Raw genomic sequence first — 20,770 nt, forward strand, 5'->3', positions numbered from 1 at the left:
CCGCACAGGGAGCCCTCGGTACAATCGAACGGTTCACTTTCGGGAGGAATGCAATGCGGATCACCGGACTCGGCCACGCCGGGATGTTCATCGAGACCGTGGGCGGGAACATCATCTGCGACCCGGTTCTCGGACCCTCCTTCTACGGATCCTGGTTCCCGTTCCCGGACAACCGGGGGCTGGATTGGGAGCGATTCGGCCGCGAAGCCGACTTCCTCTGGATCTCGCACCGCCACCGCGACCACTTCGATCCGCGTCTCCTCGAGCGCTACATCCGCAAGGACATCGAGGTGCTGCTCCCGGAGTACCCGACCGATGATCTCGAGAAGGACATCCGCGCGCTCGGCTACACGAACATCACCTACGCTCCGGCAGGTCAGGTGATCCAGCGCGGCGACCTCAAGATGATGATCACGCCGCTGCGCGCTCCCAGCGACGGACCGATCGGCGACTCCTCGTTGAGCGTCGACGACGGCACCGGTTCGGTGCTCAATCAGAACGACTCGCATCCGCTCGACCTCGAGAAGCTGCTCGACTTCGGCACGCCCGACGCCTACTTCACCCAGGTCTCCGGCGCCATCTGGTGGCCCATGGTCTACGACCTGCCGCTCGACGCGAAGCAGAACTTCGCCCGCCTCAAGCGCGAAGCGCAGAACAAGCGCGCCATGTACTACATCGAGAAGGTCGATGCTCCGCACGTCTTCCCGATGGCCGGTCCGCCCATGTTCCTGCGCGACGATCTGTTCGACTTCAACGGTCTGGGCAAGAACGGCGAATCGATCTTCACGGACCAGAAGCAGTTCCTCGCGCACATGAAGGAGCTCGCTCCGCAGTACGACGGTCAGCTCTTCATCCCCGGGACCGTCGTCACGGTCGAGGGAGGCAACGTCACCTCCGAGCAGACGCTCTACACCGACGCCGAGATCGCTCACATCTTCGACGAGAAGTGGGAGTACCTCGAGGAGCAGCGCGCGAGCCGGCAGCAGGAGATCCGCGACGAAGAGGCGTCTCGTGCCGAGATCATCCCCCCGGCCGAGATGCTCGAGGCGATCAAGACCTGGTGGGAGCCGCTGCTGAAGAAGTCCCGCACGATCCGGTTGGGCGTCGGCGGATGTGTGCGCTTCCGCATCGGCGAGCTCGACATGGTCGTCGACTTCCCTCGTGCGAAGGTCCGCGAGTACGCGGGGGAGGAGTGCGTGTACTGGTACACCATCCCCGCAGATCTCGTCTCCACGAACATCGTCGATCACGAGATCGACTGGTCGAACTCGATCTTCCTCTCGATGCAGTTCTCGGTGGGGCGCAGCGGCAAGTTCAACGAGTTCCTCACCACGTTCCTCAAGTGCCTCTCGGTCGACCGGATCGAATACGTCGAGAACTGGTATCAGGAGCAGACGGATCAGACGGAGGATGCGGAGATCGGCGACTGGGTCGTCCAGCGGCGCTGCCCGCACCTGCGCGCCGACCTCACCCGAACGGGCACCGTCGACGAGGACGGGATCCTCACCTGCAGCATGCACGACTGGAAGTGGGACCTGAAGACCGGTCGATGCCTCTCCACGGCCGGGCACCCGATCCGTTCCGCCAAGGTCGACGACGTCACCGATCCCGTGCTGCAGGAGGCGAGCTGATCGCGGAGGGTCCGCGCTCCGATAGACTGGCCTGACTAGCAACCTTTAACACCGTCCTGTGAGGCGGAGAAGGGAGCGGCCGATGAGCATGCGCACCGTGCTGCACGAAGCCGACATCTCACGCGCGCTGACCCGTATCGCGCACGAGATCCTCGAATCCAATCGAGGAGCCGAGAACCTCGTCCTGCTGGGAATTCCGACCCGCGGCGTCACTCTCGCCCATCGCCTCGGGCTGCTGATCAGCGAGATCGCTCAACAGTCCGTTCCCGTCGGCGCGCTCGATGTCACCCTCTTCCGGGATGACCTCGCCAAGCACCCGACCCGTTCGCCGCAGCCCACGGATATCCCGGTCGGCGGCATCGACGGCAAGACGGTCGTGCTCGTCGATGATGTGCTCTTCTCCGGGCGGAGCATCCGGGCCGCACTGGACGCGATCCAGTCCATCGGCCGCCCCGCTGTCGTCCGGCTGGCGATCCTGGTCGACCGCGGGCATCGTGAACTTCCGATCCGGCCGGACTTCATCGGCAAGAACATCCCCTCCGCGCGCACGGAGCGCGTCAATGTGCGCCTCTTCGAGAACGACGGGGCCGAGGAGGTGACGATCGGCGAATGAGGCATCTCCTCGACACCCGCACCCTCGATCGGGCGACCGCACTGCGCATCCTCGATGTCGCCGAAGACATGGCGGACACGCAGTCCCGCGAGGTCAAGAAGCTCCCGACACTGCGCGGCAAGACCGTCGTGAACCTCTTCTTCGAGGACTCGACCCGCACGCGCATCTCGTTCGAGGCAGCCGCCAAGCGTCTCTCCGCCGATGTGATCAACTTCGCCGCGAAGGGCTCCAGCGTCTCCAAGGGCGAGAGCCTGAAAGACACGGCGCAGACGCTCGAGGCGATCGGCGCCGACGCGGTCGTGGTCCGGCACCCCGGCTCCGGAGCGCCGCAGACCCTCGCCACCAGCGGCTGGATCTCGGCCGGAGTGGTGAACGCCGGGGACGGCACCCACGAGCACCCGACGCAGGCGCTGCTCGACGCCTTCACCATCCGCAAGCGTCGCTTCGGTGGCGACAGCCGAGGACGGGACCTCAGCGGGCTGCGGGTCGTGATCGTCGGTGACGTGCTGCACTCCCGCGTTGCCCGTTCCAACGTCTGGCTGCTCACCACCTTGGGTGCCGACGTCACCCTGGTCGCACCACCCACGTTGGTGCCGCAGAACGTGTCTCTCTGGCCGGTGCGGGTCGAATACGACCTCGATCAGGCGCTGGCGGAGGACCCGGACGCCGTGATGATGCTACGTATCCAGCTGGAACGGATGAACGCGGCGTATTTCCCGACTGAGCGGGAGTATTCCCGCCGCTGGGGCCTGGACGCACGGCGTGTGGGCGGTCTTCCGGCAGGTAGCATTGTCATGCACCCCGGACCCATGAACCGGGGACTGGAGATCTCTTCGGAAGCTGCCGATTCCCCCCGCTCGACGGTGCTGGAACAGGTGACGAACGGGGTGTCCGTCCGCATGGCGGTGTTGTACCTGCTGCTGGCAGGAGAACGAGACGACGAACGAGGGGGAGACCTGTGAGCGAGACCCTCGTCATCACTGGCGCACAGTTGCTCGGTGCCGAGAGCGCCGACATCATCATCGAAGACGGCCGCGTCGCCGACATCGGTCAGGGATTGCATCGCGCCGGTGCGCGCATCATCGACGGCGCGGGGCTCGTGGCCCTGCCCGGGCTCGTCGACCTGCACACGCATCTGCGGGAGCCCGGCTATGAAGCGTCGGAGACGATCCTCACCGGGACGAGGGCCGCAGCCGCAGGTGGCTTCACCGCGGTGTTCGCGATGCCCAACACCTCTCCCGTGGCAGACACCGCCGGAGTGGTCGAGCAGGAGCTCGGCCTGGGCGAGGCAGCCGGTTATGCCACCGTGCAGCCCATCGGCGCCGTCACGGTCGGGCAGAAGGGCGAGCGTCTCGCGGAACTGGGAGCGATGGCGTCGTCCCGCGCGAAGGTGCGCGTCTTCAGCGACGACGGCTTCTGCGTGTTCGATCCGCTCATCATGCGCCGTGCGCTGGAGTACGTGAAGTCCTTCGGCGGCGTCATCGCCCAGCACGCTCAGGATCCTCGTCTCACCGAGGGTGCCCAGATGAACGAAGGCATCGTGTCGGCCGAACTCGGTCTGAGCGGCTGGCCCGCGGTGGCGGAGGAGTCGATCATCGCCCGCGACGTGCTGCTGGCCGAGCACGTGGGATCCCGCCTGCACGTCTGTCACCTCTCGACGGCAGGGTCGGTCGACATCATCCGCTGGGCCAAGAAGCGCGGCATCGACGTCACCGCCGAGGTCACCCCGCACCACCTGTTGCTGACCGACGAGCTCGTGCGCGGCTACGACGCTCGCTACAAGGTCAATCCGCCGCTGCGCCGCGAAGAGGATGTGCACGCCGTGCGCGAGGGCCTCGCCGACGGAACGATCGACATCGTGGCCACCGATCACGCTCCGCATCCGAGCGAGAACAAGGCGTGCGAGTGGCAGGCAGCGGCGAACGGCATGGTGGGCCTCGAGAGCGCGCTCCGCGTGGTGCATCAGTCGATGGTGCAGACCGGGCTGCTCGAATGGTCTGACGTCGCGCGCGTCATGAGTTCGACACCGGCACGCATCGGTCGGCTCGCCGGCCACGGCACTCCGCTCGACGTCGGACAGCCGGCCCACCTCACGCTGTATGACGCTTCTGTCGACGGCGTCTTCACGGAGGCGGATCTCCACGGCCGGAGCGTGAACTCGCCCTACCTCGGCCGGACGCTCCCCGGACGCGTGGAGTACACCATCCACGGCGGCACCCTCACCGTCGACGGCGGACACGTCGTCGAGGAGCTCCGCGCATGAGCGCTCGGGACCTCGCCGTCGCGATCATGATCGCGGTGGCGCTCCTGATTCTGCTGGCGATGCTCTTCGCCTGGCGACGACGAATGCGCCGCGATTCCGTGTTCACGGCGCCGCTCGGAGTCCCTGAGCATGCGGAGATCGTCCGCCGCGACGAGGTGCTGTACGTGTCGACGACACGACACGCGCAGCCGCTCGAACGCCTCGCGGTGTCGCCTCTCGCGTATCGGGCACGCGGCGAGCTCGCCCTCACGGATCGCGGCATCGCCCTCTGCCTCGACGGAACCCCGACGGTCTTCCTCGCGAACGACCGGCTCGTCACCGTCGATCGTGCCACCGTCACGATCGACCGCGTGGTCGAGCCCGGCGGCCTCGTGCGCATCGCCTGGAAGATCGCCGACGACACCGTCGTCGACAGCTACCTGCGCCTCGCCACCGGCGAGCCTCAGAACCTCATCTCCGACCTGCAGCGGCTCGTCCCCGCCGCCCCCGACACAGGAGCAAAGTCATGACTCTCTCGACACCCGCCGGGCAGGCCCCCGCGGCCCAGTTGCCCGACCCCGCCGTGCTCGTCCTGGAGGACGGCACGCGTCACGCCGGACGCGCCTACGGCGCACGCGGACGCACCCTCGGCGAAGTCGTCTTCGCGACCGGCATGTCCGGATACCAGGAGACCATCACGGATCCCTCGTACGCGGGCCAGATCGTCCTGCAGACGGCACCGCACATCGGCAACACCGGCATGAACGACGAAGACGCCGAGTCGCGTCGCATCTGGGTCTCCGGGTACATCGTGCGCGACCCTTCGCGCGTCGTCTCGAACTGGCGCGCCAACGCGTCGCTCGACGATGTGCTCGTCCAGGACGGCGTGGTGGGCATCAGCGGGGTCGACACCCGTTCGATCACGCGCCACATCCGCTCAGCCGGCTCCATGCGCGGCGGCATCTTCTCCGGCGCCGATGCGTCGCTCGACCCCGAGGAGCAGGTGCGCATCGTCCGCGAGGCACCCGAGATGGCGGGACGCAATCTGTCCGCCGAGGTCTCCGTCGACGTCGCGACCGTGACGACCGCGATGGGGGAGCGGATCGGCAACCTCGCCGTGCTCGACCTCGGTGTGAAGCAGGCGACGATCGACAATCTCGCGGCCCGCGGCTTCGAGGTGCACGTACTCCCGCAGAACGTGACCATCGATGAGATCAGAGCCGTGGACCCCGTCGCCGTCTTCTATTCGAACGGCCCCGGTGACCCCGCGGCCTCGGGCGATCACGTCGAGCTGCTGCGTGCGGTGCTCGACGACGGGCTGCCGTTCTTCGGCATCTGCTTCGGCAACCAGCTCCTGGGCCGTGCGCTGGGTCTCGGCACCTACAAGCTGCCGTTCGGCCACCGCGGCATCAACCAGCCCGTGCTCGACAAGCAGACCGGCAAGGTGGAGATCACCGCCCACAACCACGGCTTCGCCGTCGAGGCTCCGATCGAGGGGACCTTCGACAGCCCGAACGGGTACGGCAAGGTCGAGGTCAGCCATGTCGGGCTGAACGACAACGTCGTCGAGGGACTCCGCGCTCTCGACATCCCGGCCTTCTCGGTGCAGTACCACCCCGAGGCGGCAGCGGGCCCGCACGACGCCAACTATCTCTTCGACAGGTTCCGCGACCTGGTCATCGCCAGCCAGAAGGACTCCAAGTAATGCCCAAGCGCGACGACATCAACTCCGTCCTCGTCATCGGTTCCGGCCCGATCGTCATCGGCCAGGCCTGCGAGTTCGACTACTCCGGTACTCAGGCCTGTCGTGTGCTGCGCGAGGAGGGAGTCCGGGTCATCCTGGTCAACTCCAACCCCGCCACGATCATGACCGACCCCGACTTCGCCGATGCGACCTACATCGAGCCGATCACGTGGGAGGTCATCGAGACGATCATCGCCAAGGAGCGCCCCGACGCGATCCTGCCGACCCTCGGTGGACAGACCGCGCTCAACGCCGCGATCGAGCTCCACAACCACGGCATCCTCGAGAAGTACGACGTCGAGCTCATCGGCGCCAACTTCGAGGCGATCAACAAGGGCGAGGACCGCCAGATCTTCAAGCAGCTGGTCCTCGACGCCGGCGCCGACGTGGCAGACTCCCGCATCGCGCACACGATGGAGGAGGTGCTGGCCGCCGCGGACGAGCTCGGCTACCCGATGGTGGTCCGTCCCAGCTTCACGATGGGGGGCCTGGGCTCCGGCTTCGCCTACGACGAGGAAGACCTCCGTCGCATCGCTGGAGCGGGCCTGCGCGACTCGCCCACCACCGAGGTGCTCCTCGAGGAGTCGATCCTCGGGTGGAAGGAGTACGAGCTCGAGCTCATGCGCGACACGGCCGACAACACGGTCGTCGTCTGTTCGATCGAGAACGTCGATCCGGTCGGCGTGCACACGGGTGACTCGATCACGGTCGCGCCGGCACTGACCCTCACCGACCGCGAGTATCAGAAGATGCGCGACATCGGCATCGACATCATCCGCGCCGTGGGCGTCGACACCGGAGGATGCAACATCCAGTTCGCGGTCGATCCGAAGAACGGCCGGATCATCGTCATCGAGATGAACCCGCGTGTCTCGCGTTCGAGCGCCCTGGCCTCGAAGGCCACCGGCTTCCCGATCGCGAAGCTCGCAGCCAAGCTGGCCCTGGGCTACCGCCTCGATGAGATCCCGAACGACATCACCGGTGTGACGCCGGCGAGCTTCGAGCCGACGCTCGACTACGTGGTCGTCAAGGTCCCGCGCTTCGCCTTCGAGAAGTTCCCGGCTGCGGACGCGACGCTGACCACGACCATGAAGTCCGTGGGCGAGGCGATGGCGATCGGCCGCAACTACGCGACCGCCCTGCAGAAGGCGCTCCGTTCGTTGGAGAAGCGCGGGTCGAGCTTCCACTGGGGTGCGGAGGAGCGTTCCGTGGAGGAGCTGCTCGAGATCTCGAAGACGCCGACCGACGGTCGTATCGTCACGCTGCAGCAGGCATTGCGCAAGGGCGCCACGGTCGAGCAGGCCTTTGAGGCGACCGCGATGGACCCCTGGTTCCTCGACCAGATCGTGCTCATCAACGAGGTCGCGGAGATCGTGCGCACGGCGCCCGAGCTCGATGCGGCCACTCTCCGCTACGCCAAGGAGCACGGCTTCTCGGACGCTCAGCTGGCCGAGCTCCGCGGAACCTCGGAGGCGGAGATGCGCGGGGTGCGCCATGGTCTCGGGATCCGACCGGTCTACAAGACGGTGGACACCTGTGCCGGCGAGTTCCCGGCGCTGACTCCGTACCACTACTCGAGCTATGACTTCGAGACCGAGGTCGCTCCGTCCGATCGGACCAAGGTCGTCATCATCGGCTCCGGTCCCAACCGCATCGGTCAGGGTGTCGAGTTCGACTACTCGTGCGTGCATGCCTCGTTCGCGCTGTCGGATGCAGGCTTCGAGACCGTCATGGTCAACTGCAACCCGGAGACGGTCTCGACCGACTACGACACCTCGGATCGCCTGTACTTCGAGCCGCTGACGCTCGAGGACGTGCTGGAGGTGCTGGACGCGGAGGCCGCGAGCGGGACGATCCTCGGTGTCGTCTGCCAGCTCGGCGGTCAGACGCCGCTCGGCCTCGCGAAGGGTATCGAAGCCGCGGGCTACACCGTGCTCGGCACCAGCCCCGAGGCGATCGACCTGGCGGAGGAGCGCGAGCTCTTCTCCCGCCTGCTCGATGAGGCCGGTCTGGTCGCCCCGCGCAACGGCACCGCGATCGACGTCGAGGGCGCTGTGCGCATCGCCGAGGAGATCGGCTATCCGGTTCTGGTGCGTCCGAGTTTCGTGCTCGGCGGCCGCGGTATGGAGATCGTCTACGACACCGCGTCGCTCCGGGACTACTTCGTGCGCACCGCGGGTGAAGTCGTGATCGAAGAGGGCAAGCCGCTCCTGGTCGACCGATTCCTCGACGACGCGATCGAGCTCGACGTGGACGCCCTCTACGACGGCACCGACCTGTTCGTCGGTGGTGTCATGGAGCACCTCGAAGAGGCCGGAATCCACTCCGGCGACTCCAGCTGCACGCTGCCGCCCGTCTCGCTCGGCCGCACCGACGTGGATCGCGTGCGGGAGGCCACGCTCGCCATCGCGAAGGGCGTGGGCGTACGCGGACTGCTCAACGTGCAGTTCGCCATCAGCGCCGGAGTGCTCTACGTCATCGAGGCGAACCCGCGCGCCAGCCGTACCGTGCCCTTCGTCTCGAAGGCACTCGGCATCCCGATGGCCAAGGCGGCGAGCCGCGTGATGACCGGTTCGACGATCGCCGAGCTGCGCGCCGAAGGCATGCTCCCCGAACAGGACGGCTCGCGGGTCCCGCTCGACGCGCCGGTGTCCGTGAAGGAAGCGGTGCTTCCGTTCAAGCGATTCCGCACCGCCGACGGCAAGACGGTCGACTCCGTGCTCGGACCGGAGATGCGGTCCACCGGTGAGGTCATGGGGATCGACCGCGACTTCCCGACCGCGTTCGCGAAGAGTCAGGCCGCGGCCTACGGGGGCATGCCCACGTCGGGGACGGTGTTCATCTCGGTCGCCGACTCGGACAAGCGGGCCGTCATCCTTCCCGCGCACCGTCTGCGACAGCTCGGCTTCACGATCGTCGCGACCGAGGGGACCGCAGAGATCCTCTCGCGCAACGGCATCGCGGTCACCGTCGTCGAGAAGTACAGCTCGACGCAGGAGACGGGCGCGAAGAACATCGTCGACCTCATCAACGAGGGCGAGATCGACATCGTCGTGAACACTCCCTCCGGTGGCACAGCCCGCGCGGACGGCTACGAGATCCGTGCCGCAGCAGTCGCCGCCGACAAGGCCCTGTTCACCACGATGGCGGTGCTCGGGGCGGCCGTGAGCGGAATGGACGCCGCCCACGAGGGCTTCCAGGTCAAGAGCCTCCAGGAGTACGCACTGGACCGGAAGGCGGCACTGTGAGCGCACGCTTCGGCGAGCGGGTCCGCTCCGTGCTCGGCGCACGAGGACCCCTCTGCGTCGGCATCGACCCCCACGCCGCGCTGCTCGCGTCGTGGGGACTGTCGGACGACGCGCAGGGCGTGCGGGAATTCGGCCTGCGGACCGTCGAGGCTGCCACCGGGAGAGTCGGCTTCGTGAAGCCGCAGGTGTCGTTCTTCGAGCGCTTCGGCTCCCGGGGCATCGCCGCGCTCGAAGACGTCCTCGCCGCAGCGCGCGCGGCCGGCCTCATCGTGATCGCCGACGCCAAGCGGGGCGACATCGGGTCGACCATGGATGACTACGCGCGCGCCTGGCTCACGCCGGGTTCGCCGTTGGAGGCGGACGCACTCACCGTGAGTCCTTTCCTCGGTGTCGGAGCCCTCGACGGGGCCTTCGCCCTCGCCGGAGAGCACCACAAGGGGCTCTTCGTCCTCGCGGCGACCAGCAACCCCCAGGCCGAGGGACTCCAGCGGTCCACGGCGTCCGACGGGGCGACCGTGTCGGCATCGATCATCTCCGAGGTCTCGGGGCGCAACGCCGAGCAGGTCGGGGCAGGGGAGTGGGGGAGCTTCGGCTTCGTCATCGGTGCCACCGTGGAGTGGGCACAGGCGGGTATCGAGCCCTTCGAGCCCGTCGCCCCCATCCTGGCCCCGGGCTTCGGTGCGCAGGGTGCTGCTCCCTCCGACCTGCGGCCGCGCTTCGGTGCGCTGTCGGACGCCGTGATCGCGAGCGAGAGCCGCAGCATCCTCTCCGCACGCCCGGTCGACCTGGCCCGGACCGTCGCCGCACGCGCGGCCGAGTATCTCGAGGTGGCCGGTGTCTGACGCCCAGCGGACCGTTCCTGAGGTCGATCGAGCTGCGGCCGCCCGCCGTGCGGTCGAACGTCGCCGTGCCAGAGCCTCCGTCAAGCGCGACCTGACGATGCGGGTGGTCACGCCGCAGGCGGTGCTGCGTCGCGCCACAGCGGACGCCGACTCCGTCGAGGGGTCGATGCGCATCACCGACTTCCTGCTGGCTCTCCCCGCCATCGGTGCGGGCAAGCGCGACCGGATCCTGGAGGAGCTCCACATCTCGCCGGTCAAACGTCTCGGAGGCCTCGGCGCACGTCAGCGCCGTGCACTGGAGACGTGGCTCGACACGCGCTTCCCGGTACCGGAGCCGCGTGGAGAGCGGAGTCGCCTGCTCGTGCTCGCCGGCCCGACGGCCGTGGGCAAGGGAACGGTGGCCGCGCATATCCGTGAGCACAACCCGGAGATCCATCTGTCGGTCTCGGCGACCACGCGGCCGCCTCGTCCGGGCGAGATCGACGGTGTCCACTACTACTTCGTGGACGACGCGGAGTTCGACCGGCTGATCGCCGACGATGAGCTCCTCGAGTACGCGGTGGTCCACAACCGATCCCGGTACGGCACCCCGCGCGCACCGATCGATGCCGCTCTGGCCGAGGGCAAGACGGTCCTCCTCGAGATCGACCTGCAGGGGGCGCGTCAGGTGCGGCGAGCGGAACCCGCCGCGACGCTCATCTTCCTGCTGCCGCCGAGCTGGGATGAGCTGGTGCATCGACTGGTCGGGCGCGGCACCGAAGAGGCCGAAGAGAGGGCCCGCCGATTGCGTACCGCGAAGGTCGAACTGGCCGCCCAGAACGAGTTCGATCACCTGATCGTGAACGAGGACGTCGCCACCGCGGCCCGCGAGGTCGTAGAATTGTCTTCAAGCTCTGCGCGCTGAGCGTCTTCGCGCGCCTTTCGCACCGTCTTCGCGACGATCCCGTCGCCTGATCAGGAGGTCTCACCATGGCCGGACACAACAACGGCATCATCGATCCCCCCATCGACAACCTGCTCGACCGCGTCGACTCCAAGTACGAGCTCGTGATCTACGCCGCAAAGCGCGCGCGCCAGATCAACGACTACTACTCGGACCTGCACGAGGGCAACCTCTTCGACAACGTGGGCCCGCTGGTCGATTCCTCCGTCGAGGACAAGCCGCTCACCATCGCGCTGCACGAGATCAACGAGGACAAGCTCCGCCTGCGTCACGCGGAGTGATATTCGAGACTGCGCCTCCCGTCTGTCGGAGGCGCAGTCCAGAATGGGTGCCACACCCCCTTCTGTCCGTCCCGTTCTGGAGAATCGATGAGCGCGCTGCGTCTGTTCACGTCCGAGTCCGTCACCGAAGGGCATCCGGACAAGATCTGCGACCAGATCTCGGACAGCATCCTCGATGGTCTGATCGCGAAGGACCGCGGTTCTCGCGTGGCCGTCGAGACGCTCGTCACGACCGGCCTCGTCCACGTCGCCGGTGAGATCCGCACCGAGGCCTACGTCGATATCCCGACGATCGTCCGCCAGGTCGTGAACGGTATCGGCTACACCTCCAGCGAGACCGGCTTCGACGGCGCGTCCTGCGGTGTGAGCGTCTCGGTGGGGGAGCAGTCCACCGACATCGCCCACGGCGTCGACAGCGCGCAGGAGCACCGCGACGGGGCGTCCGTCGATCCGCTCGACGGGCTCGGCGCCGGCGACCAGGGCATCATGTTCGGCTTCGCGACGAACGAGACGCCCCAGCTGATGCCGATGGCTGCCTGGACCGCACACCGCCTGGCGGAACGTCTCACCGAGGTCCGTCGCAGCGGAGTGCTGCCGTTCCTGCGCCCCGACGGCAAGACTCAGGTCACGCTGGGCTACGACGGCTTCACGCCGAAGACCGTCGACGCGGTCGTCGTCTCCACGCAGCACCACCCGGAGATCTCCCAGGACGAGCTGCAGGATCAGGTGCGCCGGCACGTCATCGACCCGGTCCTCGCCACGACGGGCCTCGACCTCGACGACGTCACGCTCTACATCAACCCCGCGGGCCCGTTCGTCACGGGAGGCCCGAAGGGCGACGCCGGACTCACCGGACGCAAGATCATCATCGACACCTACGGCGGGGCAGCGCGACACGGCGGTGGAGCGTTCAGCGGGAAAGACCCGTCGAAGGTCGACCGCTCCGGTGCCTACGCCACGCGTTGGGTGGCCAAGAACGCGGTGGCGGCAGGACTCGCCGACCGTCTCGAAGTGCAGGTGGCCTACGCGATCGGCGTCGCGCGTCCGGTCGGCCTGTACGTCGAGACCTTCGGCACCGGAAAGGTCTCGGACGAGGTGATCACCCGGGCCATCACCGACGTGTTCGATCTGCGCCCGCAGGCGATCATCGAGCAGCTCGACCTTCTGCGGCCGATCTACGCCCAGACCGCGGCGTACGGTCACTTCGGTCGAGAGCTCGCCGACTTCACCTGGGAGCGCACCGACCGCGCCGAAGAGCTTCGCCGCGCTGCCGGGCTCTGATGGGACCACGGCCCTGATGCCTCCGGAGAGCCGGCGCATCGCGCGCGTGCTCCTCGATTCGCCGCTGCCTCAACTCGACCGGCTCTTCGACTACGCGCTTCCCGCAGAGCTCGGCGACGTACCGCTCGGCGTCCGGGTCCGCGTGCCGTTGCGCACCGCGGGGCGGGTGATCGACGGATACATCGTCGAGATCGACACCGAAGACGACGCCGACCGCCCGCTGTCCGAGGTCGAGAGCGTTGTCTCGGCCGTGCCCGTCCTTCCCGAGCGCCTCTACACGCTGGCACGTCGAGTCGCCGATCGTGCTGCCGGGTCGGCCTCGGACGTGCTGCGCCTCGTGATCCCCAAGCGTCAGGTGCGGGTCGAGAAGGCCTGGACGGCAGACTCGCCCGAAATGCAGCCTGATGCCGCCGCTCGCGAGATCGCGGAGGAAGCCATCGCGGCATACGACGGCCTCGGCGCCGTCCTCGATACCGGAGGACGCGCCGCGGTCGAAGCGATCCCGCAGCTCCTCGACGGCGTGCAGGGGTGGGCGAAACTCCTGGCCTCGGCTGCAGCGCGGACATTGTCGTCGGGTCGGTCCTCGATCATCGTCGTTCCGGACCATCGCGATCTCGATCGTCTGCTCGCCGCGCTCGAGCCGCTCGTGCCCGCTGGCACGGTGGTGCGTCACGACTCCCGGCAGACCAACCCCGACCGCTATCGGGCCTTTCTGCGCACACTCGAGGACGCTCCCTGCATCGTCGTCGGCAATCGCTCCGCGGTCTACTCGCCTGTGGCCGCCGGGCTGGTGGCGATCTGGGACGATGGCGACCCATTGCTCGGAGAACCGCTGTCGCCGTACGTCAATTCCCGTGACGCGGCGCTCCTCCGACAAGAGCTCGAGGGCTCCGCACTGCTGTTCGCGGGGCACTCGCGTACGACCGACGTCGAGCGCCTCGTCGTACTCGGTTGGCTGCAGGATGTCCGGGCCACGCGTCGCGTGCTTCCGCGGGTCGTCCTCAGCACGGCACAGGAGATGGAGCAGCCGACGGCTCAACGCATGCCGTCATCGGCGTTCCTCGCTGCGCGCAACGCCGCGGCCGAAGGACCCGTCCTCGTCCAGGTTTCGCGCCCGGGATTCTCCCCATCCTTGGTGTGCGCCGACTGCAGAGCACCCGCACGCTGCCCGCACTGCGGGGGACCACTCGGTGCGCGGCATCGTGGGGCCGTGCCGGTGTGCGGCTGGTGTGGGCGGGGTGCGAGCGCGTGGACGTGCCCGTCGTGCTCCTCGACGAAGCTGCGCCTCGCGTCGTCCGGGAGCGAACGCACCGCCGATGAGCTCGGACGCGCCTTTCCGGGTGTCCGCGTGATCGTCGCCGACAGTGCGCATCCGGTCGAACGCGTCACGGACAGACCCGCACTCGTGGTCGCGACCCGTGGAGCGGAGCCGATCGCCGACGGCGGCTACCGAGCGGTCGTCCTGCTGGACGGGCCGCGCATGCTCCAGGCCCCCGACCTGCGTGTCGCGGAATCGTGTCTGCGCTGGTGGTCGAACGCCGCGGCCCTCGCCGCGCCCGGAGCGCCCGTCCACCTGGTCGGAGTGAACGGCGCAGCGGCCAAGGCGCTCGCGACCTGGAACCACGCGGCCCATGCGCGCGCCGAGCTGGAGAGTCGGGCGCCCCTGCACATGCCGCCCACGACGCGCGTGGCACTCGTGCAGGGGTCGGCTTCTGCCGTCGGTGACGCTCTCGCCGCGCTCAAGGAACTCGCCCTCCCCAGCGATGCCGTCCTAGGACCTGTTCCCGTCGAGTCCGACGAGGTGCCTCCCCGCGTACGTGCCCTCGTGCGTTTCGACTACAGCGCCGGCAGCCGTGTCGCCACGGCCCTGCGCGCGGCAGTGGTCGCCGAAGCAGTGAGCGGCCGCCGACGCAAGGGGCGGTCGACGAAGAGCACACTCTCGGTCCGTCTCGATATCCTCGATCCAGAGCTCTGACCCTTCCGGAGAACCTTCATGCGCCTCGTCTTCGCCGGCACACCCGCTGCTGCCGTGCCCACCCTGCGTCGTCTCGCGACCTCGCACGACATCGCCGCGGTCGTGACGCGGCCCGATGCCGCACTCGGGCGTCGGCGTGTGCTCACGCCGTCTCCGGTCGCGCAGGCGGCCCTCGAACTCGGACTTCCCGTGATCAAGGCCGCTCGGCTCGACGACGCCGCGACCGCGGAGATCGCGGCCCTGGAGGTGGAACTCGGCGTGATCGTGGCCTACGGGGGCCTGGTCCGCGAGCCGCTCCTGTCCATGCCGACGAGCGGATGGATCAACCTGCACTTCTCTCTCCTTCCGGCATGGCGCGGAGCCGCCCCGGTGCAACGAGCGCTCATCGCGGGAGACGACGTTCTCGGCGCGAGTGTCTTCCAGCTGGTCGCCGAGCTGGATGCGGGCGACGTCTATGCGACGCGGGAGATCGGGGTCGCGGAGACCGCGACCGCGGGCGAGGCGCTCGAGACTCTCGCCCACGACGGTGCCGACCTGACGGCCCAGGTGGTCGACGCGATCGCTGACGGCACAGCCGACGCGCGACCGCAGGTGGGGGAGCCGACTTTCGCCGCCAAGCTGTCACACGCCGACGGCCTCCTCGATTGGAACGCGCCGCTCGACACGGTGTTCGCACGTTTTCGAGGTGCGACTCCCGAGCCCGGCGCGCACACGACGGTCGGCGGTCAGGCGCTCAAGGTGCTCGAAGCGGTGCCCGCTGCCGATGCGGAGCCCCTCGCTCCCGGACGTTTTCGCGGCACGAAGAAGGCCCTCCTCATCGGGACGGGCTCGGGGGCGCTGGCGGTGACTCGCGTGCAGCCGGCCGGCAAGGGAGCGATGAACGCGGTCGACTGGTGGCGCGGGCAGCGCGGTGGCGATGAGCTGCAGGCAGGATCATGAGCGGCGAAGGACGGGAGCGTCGCACCCCGAGACCGCAGGGACGACGTCCGTCCGGGCAGTCCTCCCGCGAGGGACGGGGATCGGTGCGGCGCGGTCCTGTGCGCGCTGTTCAACCCGCCCGTCGGGTCGCGTACGACGTGCTGCGCGCGGTGTCCGAGACCGATGCCTATGCGAACCTCGTGCTCCCGCCCGCGATCGCCGACGCGGGGCTCACGCCGCAGGACGCGGCGCTCGCGACCGAGCTCACGTACGGAACGTTGCGAAGGCTCGGCACGTATGACGCGATCATCGCATCGGCAGCCGACCGCCCGACGGACGGCATCGACCCTGCGGTGCTCGACGCACTGCGGCTCGCGGTGCATCAACTGCTCGCCACCCGCGTCGCTTCGCACGCGGCTGTGAACGAGTCGGTGAACCTCGTGGCGACGACATCAGGGCGTGGGGCGTCGAGCTTCGCGAACGCCGTCCTCCGTCGCATCACCCGCGACTCGGGAGAGGGCTGGCAGGCGCGCATCGAGGAGCAGGCGCGCTCCGATGACGAGCGGCTGGCACTGCGCACCGCGCATCCGGTCTGGGTCATCAGGGCGCTCCGTCGGGCCCTCGCAGCCGAAGGGCGCGGCGACGAGCTCGAGGCGCTTCTGGAGTCCGACAACATCTCGCCCGAGGTGACCCTCGTCGCGTTGCCGGGGCTGGCCGAGCCTGCCGAGCCTCGTCTTCCCTACGCGCCGACCGCTTTCGCGTCTCCTGGGGGCGACCCCCGGCGCTCGGTCGAAGCCTCCGGCGGTACTGTGCGCGTGCAGGACGAAGGCTCCCAGCTCGTGGCCCTCGCGCTGGCGGGCGCTGCGCCCATCGCCTCGGGGGAGCGCTGGCTCGACCTCTGCGCGGGTCCGGGAGGGAAGACCGCGCTCCTCGCCGCGATCGCGCTCGAGCATGACGCCACGCTGGAGGCGAACGAGGTCGTCCCCGTCCGCGCGCGACTCGTCCGCAAGGCTCTCCGGGCCGTACCGGGTGACATCGTCGTCCACGAGCAGGATGGGCGGGCTCTCGCGGCATCCCGACCGGGGGAGTTCGACCGGATCCTCGTCGATGCGCCCTGCACGGGTCTCGGCGCGCTTCGTCGCCGCCCCGAGGCACGCTGGCGGAAATCGCCGGCGGATGTCGCCGAACTCGTCCCGCTGCAGGTCGAGCTGCTGTCCGCTGCGGTCGATGCGCTCGCTCCCGGTGGCGTCGTCGCTTATGTGACGTGCTCGCCGCATCTCGCGGAGACCACCGGCGTCGTGCAGGAGGTGCTGCGGGCGCGCACGGACATCGTGGAGCTCGATGCCCGTGCGGCGATCGCGGATGTCTCGATGTCGCCGATCGATCTCGCGGTCGAGGGCCGTTCCGGCTCCGGCAGCGCCCAGCTCTGGCCGCACCGACACGGCACCGACGCCATGTTCCTCGCGCTCCTGCAGCGCCCATCGACCGAGAACACCTCATCCGGGAAGGAAGACTAGGACCGTGGATCTGCCCCGCGCCCCGCGCATCAACCCGAGCATCCTCGCCGCCGACTTCGTGAACATGCAGGCGGATCTCGCCCGGATCGCCACCGCGGACTTCGCCCATGTCGACGTGATGGACAACCACTTCGTGCCGAACCTGACGTTCGGCCCGCAGATGGTCGAGCGGATCCAGGCGACCAGCCCCATCCCGCTCGATGTTCATCTGATGATCACGGAGCCGGAGCGGTGGGCACCGGAGTACGCCGAGATCGGCGCCGCGAGTGTCACGTTCCATCTGGAGGCCGCGTCCGACCCCGTGGCGCTCGCTCGCCGACTGCGTGACATCGGATCCCGTGCGGGTATCGCGGTGAAGCCGGCCACGCCCGTCGACTCGTTGTTCGAGATCCTCGATGAGTTCGACCAGATCCTCGTGATGACGGTCGAACCGGGCTTCGGCGGGCAGAGCTTCATGCCGGAGACGATGCCCAAGCTCGAGGCGCTGGCGGCAGAGGCGCGTCGGCGGGGATCCCGGGTCTGGCTCCAGGTCGACGGGGGCATCTCCGATCGCACGATCGAGATCGCCGCGGCGGCCGGCGCCGACACCTTCGTCGCCGGATCGGCCGTGTACGGGGCTGATGACGTCGAGGCGGCCGTCACCCGGCTGAGAGACCTCGCCCGAGCCGCTAGCCTGGAAGCGTGAAGACTTTCGACGAGCTGTTCGCCGAGCTCAGCGTCAAGGCAGAGACCCGCCCTGAAGGATCGGGCACGGTCGCCGAGCTCGACGGCGGCGTGCACACGATCGGCAAGAAGATCGTGGAAGAAGCCGCCGAGGTGTGGATGGCGTCGGAGTACGAGTCCGACGACGCTGCCGCCGAGGAGATCTCCCAGCTGCTGTACCACGTCCAGGTGATGATGCTCGCGAAGGGGCTCAGCCTGCAGGACGTCTACCGACATCTGTGATGCGCTCCGTTCCGACCTCCTCGAACTGAAAGCCATCCATGCTGCGCATCGCTGTTCCCAACAAGGGCTCCCTCTCCGAGACCGCCGCCGAGATGCTCGCCGAAGCGGGCTACGCCGGGCGTCGTGATCCCAAGACCCTCCATGTCGTCGACGCCGAAAACGACGTCGAGTTCTTCTTCCTCCGTCCCAAGGACATCGCGACCTACGTGGGCTCCGGCGCCATCGACGTCGGCATCACCGGACGCGACCTCCTGCTCGACGCGCGGATGCCCGGCGCGCGCGAGATCGAGGCGCTCGGGTTCGCCGGCTCCACGTTCCGCTTCGCTGCACCGACGGGGCGTTACACCGACGTGTCGGAGCTCGACGGGCTGCGCGTCGCCACCTCCTACCCGGGCCTGGTGGATGCGTTCCTCGACGAGCGCGACATCGCGGTCGACCTGGTGCCGCTCGACGGCGCAGTCGAGTCCGCGGTCCGACTCGGGGTCGCCGATGCGGTCGCCGACGTCGTCGAGACCGGGACCACACTGCGTCAGGCGGGTCTCGATGTGTTCGGCCCCGTCATCCTGGAGTCGGAGGCGGTGCTCATCGCCGGACCGGTCGATGCGGACGGTGCGGAGACGCTGCTCCGCCGCCTGCGTGGCGTGATGGTCGCACGACGGTTCGTGATGATCGACTACGACCTCCCGGTCGCGCTCCTCGACGACGCTGTGAAGATCGCCGGAGGCGTGGAATCGCCGACCGTCTCCCCGCTCCGCGACCCCGAGTGGGTGGCCGTGCGCGTCATGGTCGCGCGCTCGCGCGTCAACCCCGTCATGGATGCGCTCTACGCCCTCGGCGCGCGCGCGATCCTGGTGACGGCCATCCACAACGCGAGGCTGTGATGACTCTCGCCAGTCGTGTCATCCCGTGCCTCGATGTCGCCGCCGGTCGCGTCGTCAAGGGCGTCAACTTCGAGAACCTGCGGGACATGGGTGATCCTGTCGAGCTGGCGCGGCACTATGCGGCACAGGGTGCTGACGAGATCACCTTCCTCGATGTGACCGCGACGGTCGACGCCCGGGCGACTACATACGACGTGGTGCAGCGCACCGCCGAGCAGGTCTTCGTGCCGTTGACCGTGGGCGGGGGAGTGCGCACCGTGGAAGACGTCGCCCGACTGCTCTCGGTCGGTGCCGACAAGGTGGGCGTGAACTCCGCCGCGATTTCGCGCCCCGAGCTCATCGGAGAGATCGCGGACCGCTTCGGCGCCCAGGTGCTCGTCCTGTCCCTCGACGTGAAGCGCGCCCCCACCACGTCCTCCGGGTTCGTCGTCACGACGCACGGCGGTCGCACGGAGACGACGCTCGATGCACTCGACTGGGCCCGTGAGGCCGTCGATCGAGGTGCCGGGGAGCTCCTCGTGAACTCCATCGACGCCGACGGCACGCGAGACGGTTTCGATCTCGAGCTGGTGCGCCTGATGCGTGAGGTCGCGTCGGTGCCCGTGATCGCCTCGGGCGGTGCGGGGAAGGCCGCCGACTTCGCTCCGGCCATCAAAGCGGGAGCCGACGCGGTCCTGGCGGCGAGCGTGTTCCACACCGGCGCGCTCACGGTCGGCGACGTCAAGGATGCGCTCCGCGCAGAGGGAGTGGTGATCAGATGACCACCGTGGACGAGCGCATCGCGCAGGTCGACTTCAATCCGGACGGTCTCGCCCCGGTGATCGTGCAGCAGTGGGACACGCGAGAGGTCCTCATGCTCGCGTGGGTCGACGCGGAGGCCCTGCGACGCACCCTGACCTCCGGCCGCGCCACGTACTGGTCGCGTTCACGTCAGGAGTACTGGCGGAAGGGCGACACCTCGGGTCACATCCAGGTCGTGCGCGAAGCGCGGCTCGACTGCGACGGGGACGCCATCCTGCTCCTCGTGGCGCAGCACGGTCCGGCCTGCCACACGGGTACCCGTACCTGTTTCGACACGACCGATCTCGGCGCCGTGGTGGGGGAGGAGCAGTCGTGACACTCGCGAAGCGCGGTCGCTCGATCTCGGTGTCCGGCTTCCTGCTCGCCGGCGCGATCGGCATCATCTCCTCGACCCAGACCTGGTTCACGGTCGAGCGCGCGGATGCGGGAGAAGCGATCCTCGTGCCCGGCGCGTCCGCCCTCGTTCTCCTCGCCCCGCTCAGCCTTGCGGTTCTCGCCCTCGGTGCGGCGCTCTCGATCGCCGGCAAGGCGGTCCGCTTCGTCTTCGGAGTGCTGGCGGCCGTGACAGCACTGTTCCTCGGCTGGTCGACGCTCCAGCTCCTGCTCACCGAGCCGTTCGGCGCCGTCGCCGCCACCGTGACCGAGGTGACGGGTCTGGCCGGTGGCGCGGCGGTCCACGAGACGGTCTCGAGCATCGTGCCTTCCGCGTGGCCGTACATCGCGCTGGTCGGCTGGGCGATCCTGCTGGTCGCGTGCGTCGTCGTCCTCGTGACCTGGCGCGGATGGAAGACGGGCGGACGGCGGTACCGCACCGATCGCGTCGACGTCGCCCACGATGGGCCTGTGGATGCCGTCGATTCGTGGGACGAGCTGTCCCGCGGGACCGATCCGACTCGTTGACCCCGATA

General features: G+C 68.5%; 20 protein-coding genes. All 20 read left to right on the forward strand.

The features are described 5' to 3' along the window. The first annotated feature begins 53 nt into the window (after positions 1–53). The 20 genes from KV397_RS07985 to KV397_RS08080 all read left to right on the forward strand — a co-directional run bounded on the left by KV397_RS07985 (position 54) and on the right by KV397_RS08080 (position 20,762). Complete coding sequence (locus KV397_RS07985; RefSeq protein WP_131491051.1) at positions 54–1,631, forward strand: Rieske 2Fe-2S domain-containing protein; 1,578 nt, start codon at positions 54–56, stop codon at positions 1,629–1,631. Positions 1,632–1,713: 82 nt separating this feature from the next. Further along, positions 1,714–2,244, forward strand: coding sequence for a bifunctional pyr operon transcriptional regulator/uracil phosphoribosyltransferase PyrR (pyrR, locus tag KV397_RS07990; protein ID WP_261812580.1), 531 nt, complete (start codon positions 1,714–1,716; stop codon positions 2,242–2,244). Next, positions 2,241–3,206 (forward strand): aspartate carbamoyltransferase catalytic subunit, encoded by a 966-nt coding sequence (locus tag KV397_RS07995; protein WP_261812581.1) that lies wholly within the window; start codon positions 2,241–2,243, stop codon positions 3,204–3,206. The genes pyrR and KV397_RS07995 overlap by 4 nt, the downstream gene beginning before the upstream one ends. Continuing rightward, positions 3,203–4,507: a dihydroorotase gene (locus KV397_RS08000; RefSeq protein ID WP_261812582.1), complete on the forward strand. Its 1,305-nt coding sequence runs from the start codon at positions 3,203–3,205 to the stop codon at positions 4,505–4,507. Before KV397_RS07995 ends, KV397_RS08000 begins: the two co-directional genes overlap by 4 nt. Continuing rightward, positions 4,504–5,016, forward strand: a complete 513-nt coding sequence (locus tag KV397_RS08005) for a PH-like domain-containing protein (RefSeq protein ID WP_232761831.1) — start codon at positions 4,504–4,506, stop codon at positions 5,014–5,016. The genes KV397_RS08000 and KV397_RS08005 overlap by 4 nt, the downstream gene beginning before the upstream one ends. Continuing rightward, positions 5,013–6,191 carry a glutamine-hydrolyzing carbamoyl-phosphate synthase small subunit gene (gene carA, locus KV397_RS08010; RefSeq protein WP_131491047.1) on the forward strand — a complete coding sequence of 393 codons (1,179 nt, stop codon included), beginning with the start codon at positions 5,013–5,015 and terminating at the stop codon, positions 6,189–6,191. The genes KV397_RS08005 and carA overlap by 4 nt, the downstream gene beginning before the upstream one ends. After that, entirely contained in the window at positions 6,191–9,478 is a 3,288-nt protein-coding gene (carB, locus tag KV397_RS08015; protein ID WP_047519528.1) for a carbamoyl-phosphate synthase large subunit, read from the forward strand. The genes carA and carB overlap by 1 nt, the downstream gene beginning before the upstream one ends. Continuing rightward, positions 9,475–10,320 carry an orotidine-5'-phosphate decarboxylase gene (gene pyrF, locus KV397_RS08020; protein WP_261812583.1) on the forward strand — a complete coding sequence of 282 codons (846 nt, stop codon included), beginning with the start codon at positions 9,475–9,477 and terminating at the stop codon, positions 10,318–10,320. The genes carB and pyrF overlap by 4 nt, the downstream gene beginning before the upstream one ends. Then, the gene (gene gmk, locus KV397_RS08025) at positions 10,313–11,224 is read left to right on the forward strand and encodes a guanylate kinase (RefSeq protein ID WP_131491044.1); all 912 of its coding nucleotides are present in this window, start codon (positions 10,313–10,315) and stop codon (positions 11,222–11,224) included. The genes pyrF and gmk overlap by 8 nt, the downstream gene beginning before the upstream one ends. Positions 11,225–11,289: 65 nt before the next feature. Continuing rightward, entirely contained in the window at positions 11,290–11,544 is a 255-nt protein-coding gene (rpoZ, locus tag KV397_RS08030; protein WP_017204385.1) for a DNA-directed RNA polymerase subunit omega, read from the forward strand. Positions 11,545–11,631: 87 nt separating this feature from the next. Next, positions 11,632–12,825, forward strand: a complete 1,194-nt coding sequence (gene metK / locus KV397_RS08035; RefSeq protein ID WP_261812584.1) for a methionine adenosyltransferase — start codon at positions 11,632–11,634, stop codon at positions 12,823–12,825. A gap of 16 nt (positions 12,826–12,841) precedes the next feature. Continuing rightward, positions 12,842–14,800, forward strand: coding sequence for a primosomal protein N' family DNA-binding protein (locus KV397_RS08040; protein WP_047519535.1), 1,959 nt, complete (start codon positions 12,842–12,844; stop codon positions 14,798–14,800). An 18-nt stretch (positions 14,801–14,818) separates the two neighbouring features. Continuing rightward, positions 14,819–15,739 carry a methionyl-tRNA formyltransferase gene (gene fmt, locus KV397_RS08045; protein ID WP_261812585.1) on the forward strand — a complete coding sequence of 307 codons (921 nt, stop codon included), beginning with the start codon at positions 14,819–14,821 and terminating at the stop codon, positions 15,737–15,739. Then, on the forward strand, positions 15,736–17,235 hold the full coding sequence (locus KV397_RS08050; protein ID WP_261812586.1) for an RsmB/NOP family class I SAM-dependent RNA methyltransferase: 1,500 nt from the start codon (positions 15,736–15,738) through the stop codon (positions 17,233–17,235). The genes fmt and KV397_RS08050 overlap by 4 nt, the downstream gene beginning before the upstream one ends. Before the next feature lie 4 nt (positions 17,236–17,239). Then, positions 17,240–17,920: a ribulose-phosphate 3-epimerase gene (rpe, locus tag KV397_RS08055; RefSeq protein WP_261812587.1), complete on the forward strand. Its 681-nt coding sequence runs from the start codon at positions 17,240–17,242 to the stop codon at positions 17,918–17,920. Further along, the gene (locus KV397_RS08060) at positions 17,917–18,180 is read left to right on the forward strand and encodes a phosphoribosyl-ATP diphosphatase (RefSeq protein WP_047519541.1); all 264 of its coding nucleotides are present in this window, start codon (positions 17,917–17,919) and stop codon (positions 18,178–18,180) included. Before rpe ends, KV397_RS08060 begins: the two co-directional genes overlap by 4 nt. Before the next feature lie 38 nt (positions 18,181–18,218). Next, entirely contained in the window at positions 18,219–19,061 is an 843-nt protein-coding gene (gene hisG, locus KV397_RS08065) for an ATP phosphoribosyltransferase (protein WP_047519543.1), read from the forward strand. Next, on the forward strand, positions 19,061–19,822 hold the full coding sequence (hisF, locus tag KV397_RS08070; RefSeq protein WP_047519545.1) for an imidazole glycerol phosphate synthase subunit HisF: 762 nt from the start codon (positions 19,061–19,063) through the stop codon (positions 19,820–19,822). The genes hisG and hisF overlap by 1 nt, the downstream gene beginning before the upstream one ends. Beyond that, positions 19,819–20,178, forward strand: coding sequence for a phosphoribosyl-AMP cyclohydrolase (hisI, locus tag KV397_RS08075; RefSeq protein ID WP_131491036.1), 360 nt, complete (start codon positions 19,819–19,821; stop codon positions 20,176–20,178). Before hisF ends, hisI begins: the two co-directional genes overlap by 4 nt. Further along, positions 20,175–20,762, forward strand: a complete 588-nt coding sequence (locus tag KV397_RS08080; RefSeq protein WP_261812588.1) for a Trp biosynthesis-associated membrane protein — start codon at positions 20,175–20,177, stop codon at positions 20,760–20,762. The genes hisI and KV397_RS08080 overlap by 4 nt, the downstream gene beginning before the upstream one ends. The last annotated feature ends 8 nt before the right edge of the window (positions 20,763–20,770 follow it).

It is taken from the genome of Microbacterium aurugineum, assembly GCF_023101205.1.
Taxonomy (GTDB): domain Bacteria; phylum Actinomycetota; class Actinomycetes; order Actinomycetales; family Microbacteriaceae; genus Microbacterium; species Microbacterium aurugineum.